Origin of the sequence: Sinomonas sp. (assembly GCF_051955515.1) — a bacterium.
In the GTDB taxonomy this organism is placed as follows: Bacteria; Actinomycetota; Actinomycetes; order Actinomycetales; family Micrococcaceae; genus Sinomonas.
Genome location: NZ_JBQCGQ010000190.1, coordinates 1 through 8,867, shown reverse-complemented (window position 1 = coordinate 8,867; position 8,867 = coordinate 1). Strand labels below are relative to the sequence as shown.

Sequence of the window (8,867 nt, the reverse complement as noted above, 5' to 3'; positions counted from 1 at the left end):
ACCCCGAGGCGTCATGAATGCTCGGCTCGGTGCCGCGTCAGTTGGTGCACCCGAAACGATGTGGGGCGTCAGTTGGTGTACCCGAAACAAAAGGAGCCCCGGAGCGACGATTGGGGGGTGCGCGCTCCGGGGCAGTCTTTGTTCCCTTTGCAGGGTCTGGCTCAAGCCTAGACAAGAGAGCCGCGTTTGGCTACTGGTTCAGTCAACAAGTTGGTAGCGCACTCCCGAGAGCAGTTCCGAAGGCCTGGGAGCCTTGTGGCGCAGGACCAGTCGTGCTCGGATAGGGCCCATGGACAACCCGCGATACCTTCTTGCCATCGGCACCAAGAAGGGCCTGTGGCTTGCAACGAGCCAAGACCGCCGCGAATGGGAGCTGTCGGACCCGCAATTCCTGATGCAGGAGATCCCCTCGATCGGCATCGACATGAGAGAGGGGCGAACTCGCCTGCTCGTCGGCGTCCGCTCCGAGCATTTCGGCCCGACCGTGGTGCACTCCGACGATGTGGGGCAGACCTGGACTGAGCCGGAGCGCGCCTCGATCGCGTTCGCGGAAGGCGACGACGCCGCCGTCGAACGCATTTGGCAGATCCTGCCGGACGCCGATGATCGCCCGGGTGTGGTCTGGGCAGGCGCGCAGCCGATCTCGGTGTGGAAGTCGACCGACGGCGGCGAGAGCTTCGAACTCAACCGCGCGCTGTGGGAACACCCGGACAAGGGCGACTGGGGTGCCGGCTACGGAGGTGCGGCGGCGCACTCGATCGTGCCCGACCGCAAAGATCCCGAACTGGTCCATATCGCGATGAGCACGGGCGGCGTCTACCGCAGCCGCGACGGCGGGGAGAGCTGGGAGCGGGCAAGCAGGGGGATCTCGGCCTACTTCCTGCCTGATCCGGAGCCGGAAATGGGGCAGTGCGTCCACAAGATCGCGGCCGACGTCGACGGGCGCCTCTACGCCCAGAACCACCGGGGCGTCTTCCGCAGCGACAACCAGGGCGAACGATGGGTGTCGATCGCTGAGGGTCTTCCGGCTGATTTCGGCTTCGTGATGCTGACCCACCCCAGGCGCGGCGGTACGGCGTGGGTTATACCGCTCGTCTCCGATTACGAGCGCATCGCCCCGGACGGGCACCTTGCGGTGCATCGGACCGACGACGCCGGCGAGACCTGGAAGAGGTTCGACGGCGGCCTGCCGGAGAGGGATTTCAACGTGGTGCTGCGGGACGCAGCAGCGGTCGACGGCGGTGATCCAGTGGGCGTGTACTTCGGCACCCGCGGTGGTTCCGTCTATGCGAGCGGGGATGAGGGCGAGTCCTTTGTCGAGGTGGCCTCGCGGCTGCCGGATGTCCTGTGCGTGAGGGCGGCCGAACTGTGGTGACGTTGGTCCTCCCCACGGTGCTGGCAGAGGTGGCCGGCGGCCGCACGGAGTTCGCCCTGACCGGCGTCAGCTCCGTGCGAGCCGCATTGGACAACGTGGGGGAGACGTACCCGATCCTCGCGCGCAGGCTGCGCGACGAGCGGGGACAGCTCCGCCGGTACGTCAACGTCTATGTGGATGGGGATGATGTGCGGCGCCGCGAGGGGCTCGACACCGCGGTGGGCGAGGGGCAGGAGATTCTCGTCATCCAGTCGGTCGCTGGCGGCTGACTCGTGCGGGGCCGATTCATGCGACGAGGTCCCGTCCCTTGAACGTGAAATCCGCTTGGACGTGCCACAGGGAGAAGTCCTCTTCCTGGAGGGCGCGGCGGTAATGGGTGTCCTCGTCCCGAATCCAGACTAGGCCGATGCCTGGCGCGGTGTCGTAGACGGTCCCCCGGAGGACAGTGACGCCGCTGCGTGCCTCGATGAGGTCTCCGCGGCGGAGTTCGCTGAGCTTCCGGATGCGGCGGTGGGTCTCGCTGGTCATCTGGTGCTCCTTCAAGCGTCAGAGGTGTTCCGACAGAGCCCAGTGTTCTCCGAGGACATTTCGCAGCCGTTTCGGCCCTGTGATCGGCCCGTAAGGACTTGAAGGCGCAAGCGTTTCCGCACGTCACGACGGGGTACTTAATCAGCAGTCATAATGCGAAGATTTGCTGTGTCTCCGCCTAGTAACTCCCCAGTAGGGGTATCGCGGTGGGGCTCCACGCGATAGCGTCTATGACCTGACCCCAGCAACGAAGCGGGGTCGGCGTGGGTTTGCAGATGTTGAGGCGAAGGGGCGTGCCGTGGCAGCAAGGTTTGAAGTATTGAAGGATGAGGCGAGGCTATATCGGGTCCAGTTGCGGTCGGCGGAGGGCGTTGTCGTGGCAATCGCCCAGGGGCTCCAGTCCCTGGATGCGGTGAAGCACGTGATCGCCTCGGTGCGAGAGAGTGCGGCGATGGGGCTGGTGGTGGACCTTACGCAACCGATCTGACGCCTGCTGCCGGGCGGGTTGGAACAAGGGTTGCAACCTCGGTGCAACCTTGTCCCGGGATCTCGGCAGGCGCCCCGCGTACACTGTGATGCACGGCACACATAAGGGAGTGGGTGGACGTGCGATCGGAGCAGCTTGTGCACGCGGGGCAGGGAGCCGCGCGCGATGTCGTGGAAGACTCGTGGCGCCGATCCTTCCGTACGCATCCACGTCGCGAAGATGCCGCGGTGGCCAGCGTGCTGGGAGAGGACGAGCTGCGGGCCTATCGCGAAGGGCACGCGCTGGCTCCCGTCATGCCTCTCATCTCCGACCTCCTCGTGCAGCCCGCGTCTGACGCGGGCACCGTGGTCGCCATCGGGGACGAACGCGGGACGCTCCTCTGGGTCGAGGGCGATTCCGCCGTACGCCGGCGGGCCGAACGCATGGCATTTCTCGAGGGAGCGGACTGGTCCGAGGACAGTATCGGCACGAGTGCGCCCGGGACGGCCCTCGCCACGGGGAGTGCGGTCCAAATCGCGGGCCCTGAGCATTTCAGCCCGCTGGTGGAGGACTTTTCCTGCACTGCGGTGCCCATTCGCGACCCGCTCTCGGGCGCGCCGATCGGCGTCGTCGACATCACGGGCGGTGACCTGGCCATCTCGGGGTACGCCCTGCCGCTCGTCCGCGCGGCAGTCGCGGCAGCGGAGGAGCGCCTGCGCACGCTGGCTGGGGCCTCGCACACGAGCCGGCGGGCGCCGTCGTCCGTGGGGCCAGCGGTCCTCTCGGTGACGGGCCGCGATCACGGCGTGCTCCGCTGTGGAGACCGCACGCTCAGCCTCTCCGTGCGCCACTCGGAGATCCTCGTGCTCCTCGCCGGCAATTCGCGCGGCCTCACCGCCGAGGAACTGGCGGACCGGCTTTACGAACAGCCCGTTCCGGCGGTCACGCTGCGGGCCGAGCTCGTGAGGCTCCGCAAGGCCCTCGACGGCTTCGGGGCCGGCGTGCGACTCCTCTCGCGCCCCTACCGGGTCGAGGGACTCGAGGTCGATTCCCTGCATGCGCGGGCGCAGCTCGAACGCGGTTCGCATCGGCTCGCGCTGAATTCGTACGGCGGGCAGATCCTGCCGCGCTCCGACGCCCCGGCCATCGCGGAGCTGCGGGACGAGCTCTCCGCGACCCTCCGCGAGGCGGTCGTGGGGAGCGCGGGCGTGGACGTGCTCATGAGCTACCTTCAGCTTCCCGAGGCAGCGGACGACGTCGAAGCCTGGCAGACCGCGCTGCGTCTCCTGCCGCCGCGCTCACCCAAGCGGGCCTCCGTCGTCGCCCACCTAGAGCGACTCCTGCGCCACTGAGGCGCTTGCCGAGGGAAGGCCCCTTGGGCTCTGGAAACTGTCAGTCCCCCGCCGTAGGCTCCCAGTTGTCGGAAGCGTTCCGGCTCCCGAGTTGATGATCACAAGGAGTTGCCCCATGCCTACGATCCTGAACCCTTACCTGAGCTTCAAGGACAACGCGCGTGACGCGATGAACTTCTACCAGTCAGTCCTCGGCGGCGACCTCACTGTCTCCACGTTCGACGATTTCCACGCCGCGCAGGACCCGTCGGAGGGCCCGCTCGTCATGCACTCGCAGCTGAACGGCCCGAACGGCCTCGTCCTCATGGCGTCGGACACGCCCTCCCGGATGGAGTACCGGCCCGGGACGAACTTCTCAATCTCCATCAGCGGAGACGACGAGGAAGAGATCCGGGGCTACTGGGACAAGCTGTCCGACGGTGCAACCGTCACGATGCCGCTCGAGAAGGCCATGTGGGGCGATACCTTCGGCATGCTCGTGGACAAGTTCGGCATCGCCTGGCTCATCAACATCGCCGGGCAGCCCAGCGAGGAGCAATCGGGCGACGGCCAATCTGCGGAGAACGCACAGGCAGAGGGCGCCGATCAAAGCTGAGCAACGCCCTCTGATCAACCTTGAGCCGAGGCGCTCACGAGGCCGGGCGGTCCTCCCGCTTCTGCCTCGTGAGCGTCTCGTCGATGATGTCCCGGATCTGGAGCAGCGTCTCGGGAGAGAGGTCGCTCGTGAGCGTCCGGGCGGCAAAGCTCCTGACCTCGGCCTCGCGCATGGCGCGGAGCAGGTCGAGCTGTGCGGCGACGCGTTCGGGCGTCTCGGCGTCGGCGTCGGTCAGGAAGGCAGCGGGAACTCCGAAGAAGTCGGCGAGGGCCTCGAGGAGCTCGGTGTCCGGTGTCATGGGACCGGTGCCGGCCCGCATGTAGTGCCAACGCTGGCGTGAGATGTGGAGGCCGCGTGCCTCGACGGCCTGCTTGATGTCGGGGAACGTGTACCGGTGCCCCCCTTCGGCGGCCACGACGTCCAGAAGCGTGTTGAGACGCTCGGCCAGGACCTCCTCGGGCTTCAGGGGTTCGTGGTCAGGCATAGAGCGCTCCCTCCGTCTTTTGGACAAGCTTTGATTCAGACGTGCTCAACAGAGTTCCCCCCGCAGCGAGGTTGCTGTCGAGGATCTCGACGAGGGCGCGATGCAGACGCGCCCGGGGATTCCTGCTGAGGACGCCTTTGAGCGGCACGGACACGGCGTCCATGACCACGCTCGCGTCCGCGGTCCGCCGCCAGACCCGGTGCAGGCGCAGCAGGAGATAGCGCTCCGCGACCTGCCACACGGCCGCGCGCCCGGACAGGGTCGGAAGCAAGAGCCCGAACGAGAGCAGGAGCGAGGCAATGGCGTAGAGGTTCTGGAACGTGGCCTGCAGGAGCGGCTCGTAGTCGAGCCCGAGGAACGTCAGCACGATGATCTGCCGCGCGAACTTTGCGGCCAGCGCAATTACCGACAGCACGCAGCCCAGTGCCACAGCCCCGAAGCCCCAGCGGAACAGCCCCGAGCTCATGTGTGGCCGGTACCGGAGACAGGCGAGCGCGACCTCTACCGAGACCGCCACCAGATACACGCATTGGGTGGCCGTGAACACGAACACGCCGATGTCGCTCTGCGAGCCCGAGTCGACGGGGTGGCCGGTCGGCGCTACGGCTGAAATCGCCCCGGCGGTGACCGCGCAGCCGAAGGACACGCAGTAGACGGTGATGGCCGCCGTCGTCTGCAGCAGGCCGCGCCGCAGGACGGGTTCCTGGCGCTCCACGGCGACCACCGCCTTGACGATGGCGATGCGGAACACCCCGTACGCGAGCATGATGAGGCCGCCACTGAAGAGGCTTGTGAGACCGGGGAAGCCAAGCACGGAATCGAGCCCTCGGAAGACCGGGGGATAGTTGACCGTCGTGGCCAGCGCCGCCGGAAGCGCGACGAAGAAGACGAGGTCCCCGCGCTGGCGGATGCAGACCGCGAGGCGGGAGAGCACGAGAAGCCACAGGGCAACGGCCGAGGCGAGAAGGAGGGTCATCCGAAGACCCCGCGGAAGTTGAGCGGCTCGCCGCGTCCCGCCCGCCGGGCTTGGGCCAGGGCATCGGCGAACAGGTCCGCGAGCGACTCCGCCACGATCTCAGGCGCGGACTGCCTCTGGCAGCGCGCCAGGCAGCGGGAGACCATGCTCGGCTTGAGGTCCGGGAGGAGCGAGGCCAGATGGTGCCCGTCCTCCATGAGCCGTTCGTGGCCGAGGACGATGTGCGCGAATTCGTGGAGGATGATCTGCTCCCGGTGCAGGGGAGAGACGGTGTCGGCGTGCAGAACGAGGTCCGTGTCTGGGAGGGAGAACCAGAGGCCCGAGACCTGGTTGGGGCCGAGCCCCTTCACGGACCGGACCACAATCTTCTTGCCACGGTCCTCCTCGAGGAGCTCGCGGAGGACGTCGATGGTCAGATCCTGCGGAACGTCCAGGGCGTGAAAGGCTGCGGAGGCTTCAGTCCGCAGGGCTTCCATGTCCATGACGCCATCCTCGTTCTCGACGGTGGACTTTCCCGTCAGGATAGCAGGAGTTGGACATGTCCACTGCTTCGGCCCGCGGGCGCAGTGTCACAAGGCGCGTGCCAATATGACACGAATGTCGTAGACACGTCAGAGCGTGAACAGTAGAGTCTGTCGCGTGACGGCCGGTCGGCCGGTCGGTGATGCGCGCACTCAAGGCTGAATAGTGATTAAACGGTTGTGGCAGTTCCCCGCTGTCATTGGGGGAACTGCAGTGCTGACGTTCTGCGGGGTCAGCTTCCTTCAAGCGGGCGTAAATGGGCCGCTTCACGCCTTCGGTGCCACTGTCGAAGCCGCGCGCGCGAGCGCCTCCGCGAGTGCGGCAGCCCAGGCGATCGCGGCCGGGACCCCCGTGCATCGGGAGGCCAGCAGCGAGAGTCCGCTCGCGCCGTCGACCATTCAGGCCGCAGGCTCAGTGCCGTCCGCGGTGGTGCCGGCGCCCGTGGCCGACCCCGGGGCAGACGACGGCGGAGCCTCCGACGCTCAGCCCGCCAGCGCCGTGGGGAGCGACGGTTCCCCGCCGGGACAAGCGCGCACGGGGCCGGGCCAGAATGGGGCGGCGCGGGGACGCGATGACGGGGCGCCGGGGCAGAACAATACGGCGCCGGGGCAGAGCAATAGGGCTCCGGGGCAGACGGGAGCAGCGCCTGGGTTGGCCACGACCGGACAGAGCATGCGGGACGTCGTCTCCCAGGGACTCCCGAATGCCAATGGCCTCCCGAATGCTGGGGCGGCCGCCGAGGCCGCCGCCCGGCAGCTGACGCAGGAGGTCAACCGCTGGCTGCGGCTGGCGGATCCGCCTGGGCTGGGCGTGAAGGCGTCGCACCAGAACGACGCCAACCAGCAGAACAACGGCAAGAAGGATCAGGCGCCGAGCGGCGCCCGCAGGGGCCAACCCTGACCGTCGAGGATCGCCTGGAGGCTCGCGCCCGTCGATTCGTTGACGAGGACCGGGGCCATGAGATTGACGGTTGTGCTGGCGCCGTCCGCGGTCGCCACCAGCAGGACCCTGGCCTCCTGCGGTGAGCTGAGGCCGATCCGCCGGCAGGGGGCGGCAATGTCGGGCGCATAGCCGGGGGTGTACACGCTCGCGTCCACGACGAAGAGTCGGATCTCGGGAGCCTCGGTGGGCCGGAGGCTGAAGAGGCCCGCGGCGCCGTCGACGGGGTTGAGCTGGAAGTCGGTGTGGGGCGCGAGGCCCGGGAGCGGCTCAACGAAGGTCAACGCGCTCAATGTTGCCGGGCTCATTTGAGGAAGTCCATGAGGCTTGGCATGAGGGTCTTCGCGGTGACCGCAAGCGCGGCCTGGTAATTCGTCTGCTGAAGCTGCAGGTCGAGGATCGCCTTTCCGAGATCCGTGTCCTCGATGCCCGAGCGCTGGGTCTCGAGCGTGTTCTGGTCTGTCATGTTCTCCGATCCTGCCCGCTGGAGCTGCGAGAGCCGCGTTCCGATGTCCGCCCGCCCCGCGACGAGGGCGTTCATCCCAGTATCGAGGGCCTGCAGCCGGGAAGTCGGGTCGACACCGTTGCGCAGGTCTGACGAGATGGAGTCCAGGACCGTGAAGATCGAGTTTGCCCCCGTGCCGAAGATCGCCGCTCCGTCACCGTCGACCCGAACGGTCTGGTCGGCGCCGATCCTCCTCTGGACCGTATCGCCGGGGACGCCGTTGAACGTGGGGGGACTGCCGTCGGTGAATGCTCCCTCCGCGTCGGAGGTGCCCGCGAACACGCTGCGCCCGAGGTACCGCGTATTGGCGGACGAGAGGACGTCCTGCCGGAGCGAGTCGATCTGCTGGGCGATGGCGTTCCTGCTGTCCTGGCCCAGCGACCCGTTGCCCGCCTGGATGGTCAGATCCCGGATCTGCCGCAGGAAGCCGGTGGCATTACCGAGAGCTCCGTCGAGCGTCGTGAGCCAGGCCCTGCCGTCGTCGATATTGCGCTTGTACTGGTTGGCTGCGGCGATCTGGGCGTGGACCTGAAGTGCGCCCGCCGTGCCGACCGGGTCGTCGGAGGGCCGCCCGATGCGCTGGCCCGAGCTTGCTGCCTGCTGGGCGTTCGCAAGGCGGGTCTGGCTCAGGCCGAGACCGCGTTGCGCGGTGGCGGCGATGGTCTGTTCAGTGACGCGGATCATCACAGTCCTACCGTTCCGGTGTGGTTGATGAGCGTGTCGAGTGCTTGGTCGACGGCGCTCATCACCCTCGCCGCAGCCTGATAGGCATGCTGGGCCTCAAGCAGATGCATGCTCTCCTCGTCGAGGCTCACGGACGCCCCCGAGGACTGCGCGCTCTTCGCCTGGGTCGCGGACGTCGTCGCGGTCGTCTCCTGCTGCTGGGCTGCTTGGGAGGCGCTGCCGAGGGTCGTCACGAAGGCAGCCCACTGGCTGTCGGGCGAGCCGGCGCGGGTGCCGATCTGCGCGATCGCATCCGCCGTCGAGCCGTCGAACGCCCCCGATCCTGCAGTCCCGGCAGAGATTCCGCTGGCATCCTGCGGGACGACGCTGAGTCCGAGCGCGGGAGGAAGGGACGGGTCCAGGCGGAAGAAGTCGAGGCCGCTGGTCCCGGCGGTCGTCTGG

General features: G+C 67.7%; 12 protein-coding genes. 5 read left to right on the top strand and 7 right to left on the bottom strand.

Going from position 1 to position 8,867, the window contains the following annotated elements:
- Positions 1–289: 289 nt before the first annotated feature.
- The gene (locus ACTHL9_RS10960) at positions 290–1,375 is read left to right on the top strand and encodes an exo-alpha-sialidase (RefSeq protein ID WP_440519053.1); all 1,086 of its coding nucleotides are present in this window, start codon (positions 290–292) and stop codon (positions 1,373–1,375) included.
- Complete coding sequence (locus ACTHL9_RS10955) at positions 1,372–1,644, top strand: MoaD/ThiS family protein (RefSeq protein ID WP_440519052.1); 273 nt, start codon at positions 1,372–1,374, stop codon at positions 1,642–1,644. Before ACTHL9_RS10960 ends, ACTHL9_RS10955 begins: the two co-directional genes overlap by 4 nt.
- A 16-nt stretch (positions 1,645–1,660) precedes the next feature.
- On the opposite strand, the gene ACTHL9_RS10950 is transcribed toward ACTHL9_RS10955, so the two are convergent.
- The gene (locus ACTHL9_RS10950; protein WP_138418361.1) at positions 1,661–1,903 is read right to left on the bottom strand and encodes a hypothetical protein; all 243 of its coding nucleotides are present in this window, start codon (positions 1,901–1,903) and stop codon (positions 1,661–1,663) included.
- A 600-nt stretch (positions 1,904–2,503) separates the two neighbouring features.
- Between ACTHL9_RS10950 and ACTHL9_RS10945 the strand changes: the two genes are divergently transcribed.
- Both ACTHL9_RS10945 and ACTHL9_RS10940 read left to right on the top strand, forming a co-directional pair.
- Positions 2,504–3,721: a transcriptional regulator gene (locus ACTHL9_RS10945; RefSeq protein ID WP_440519050.1), complete on the top strand. Its 1,218-nt coding sequence runs from the start codon at positions 2,504–2,506 to the stop codon at positions 3,719–3,721.
- A 115-nt stretch (positions 3,722–3,836) separates the two neighbouring features.
- The gene (locus ACTHL9_RS10940) at positions 3,837–4,316 is read left to right on the top strand and encodes a VOC family protein (protein ID WP_440519049.1); all 480 of its coding nucleotides are present in this window, start codon (positions 3,837–3,839) and stop codon (positions 4,314–4,316) included.
- 34 nt (positions 4,317–4,350) lie between these two features.
- On the opposite strand, the gene ACTHL9_RS10935 is transcribed toward ACTHL9_RS10940, so the two are convergent.
- From ACTHL9_RS10935 to ACTHL9_RS10925, 3 genes are read right to left on the bottom strand one after another with little or no spacing between them, the layout of a single operon-like run.
- Positions 4,351–4,800: a hypothetical protein gene (locus ACTHL9_RS10935; RefSeq protein ID WP_440519047.1), complete on the bottom strand. Its 450-nt coding sequence runs from the start codon at positions 4,798–4,800 to the stop codon at positions 4,351–4,353.
- Positions 4,793–5,776: a hypothetical protein gene (locus ACTHL9_RS10930; RefSeq protein WP_440519045.1), complete on the bottom strand. Its 984-nt coding sequence runs from the start codon at positions 5,774–5,776 to the stop codon at positions 4,793–4,795. The genes ACTHL9_RS10935 and ACTHL9_RS10930 overlap by 8 nt, the downstream gene beginning before the upstream one ends.
- Complete coding sequence (locus ACTHL9_RS10925) at positions 5,773–6,258, bottom strand: hypothetical protein (RefSeq protein ID WP_440519044.1); 486 nt, start codon at positions 6,256–6,258, stop codon at positions 5,773–5,775. The genes ACTHL9_RS10930 and ACTHL9_RS10925 overlap by 4 nt, the downstream gene beginning before the upstream one ends.
- 253 nt (positions 6,259–6,511) lie before the next feature.
- Here ACTHL9_RS10925 and ACTHL9_RS10920 point away from each other — a divergent pair, with 253 nt between their 5' ends.
- Positions 6,512–7,198: a hypothetical protein gene (locus tag ACTHL9_RS10920; protein WP_440519042.1), complete on the top strand. Its 687-nt coding sequence runs from the start codon at positions 6,512–6,514 to the stop codon at positions 7,196–7,198.
- Here the strand turns inward: ACTHL9_RS10920 and ACTHL9_RS10915 are convergent.
- From ACTHL9_RS10915 to ACTHL9_RS10905, 3 genes are all read right to left on the bottom strand, one after another.
- Entirely contained in the window at positions 7,162–7,545 is a 384-nt protein-coding gene (locus tag ACTHL9_RS10915) for a flagellar assembly protein FliW (protein ID WP_440519041.1), read from the bottom strand. The genes ACTHL9_RS10920 and ACTHL9_RS10915 overlap by 37 nt on opposite strands.
- Positions 7,542–8,426 (bottom strand): flagellar hook-associated protein FlgL, encoded by an 885-nt coding sequence (gene flgL, locus ACTHL9_RS10910; RefSeq protein ID WP_440519040.1) that lies wholly within the window; start codon positions 8,424–8,426, stop codon positions 7,542–7,544. The genes ACTHL9_RS10915 and flgL overlap by 4 nt, the downstream gene beginning before the upstream one ends.
- Positions 8,426–8,867: flagellar basal body rod C-terminal domain-containing protein (locus ACTHL9_RS10905; RefSeq protein WP_440519038.1), on the bottom strand; the 442-nt coding region annotated here is incomplete at its 5' end. The genes ACTHL9_RS10905 and flgL, both read right to left, overlap by 1 nt.

Excerpts from the sequence above, each read along its gene's own strand:
- ACTHL9_RS10930 (WP_440519045.1), bottom strand. The coding sequence starts at position 5,776 with ATGACCCTCCTTCTCGCCTCGGCCGTTGCCCTGTGGCTTCTCGTGCTC.
- ACTHL9_RS10935 (WP_440519047.1), bottom strand. The coding sequence starts at position 4,800 with ATGCCTGACCACGAACCCCTGAAGCCCGAGGAGGTCCTGGCCGAGCGT.
- ACTHL9_RS10960 (WP_440519053.1), top strand. The coding sequence starts at position 290 with ATGGACAACCCGCGATACCTTCTTGCCATCGGCACCAAGAAGGGCCTG.
- ACTHL9_RS10925 (WP_440519044.1), bottom strand. The coding sequence starts at position 6,258 with ATGGACATGGAAGCCCTGCGGACTGAAGCCTCCGCAGCCTTTCACGCC.
- ACTHL9_RS10915 (WP_440519041.1), bottom strand. The coding sequence starts at position 7,545 with ATGAGCCCGGCAACATTGAGCGCGTTGACCTTCGTTGAGCCGCTCCCG.
- ACTHL9_RS10940 (WP_440519049.1), top strand. The coding sequence starts at position 3,837 with ATGCCTACGATCCTGAACCCTTACCTGAGCTTCAAGGACAACGCGCGT.
- ACTHL9_RS10950 (WP_138418361.1), bottom strand. The coding sequence starts at position 1,903 with ATGACCAGCGAGACCCACCGCCGCATCCGGAAGCTCAGCGAACTCCGC.
- flgL (WP_440519040.1), bottom strand. The coding sequence starts at position 8,426 with ATGATCCGCGTCACTGAACAGACCATCGCCGCCACCGCGCAACGCGGT.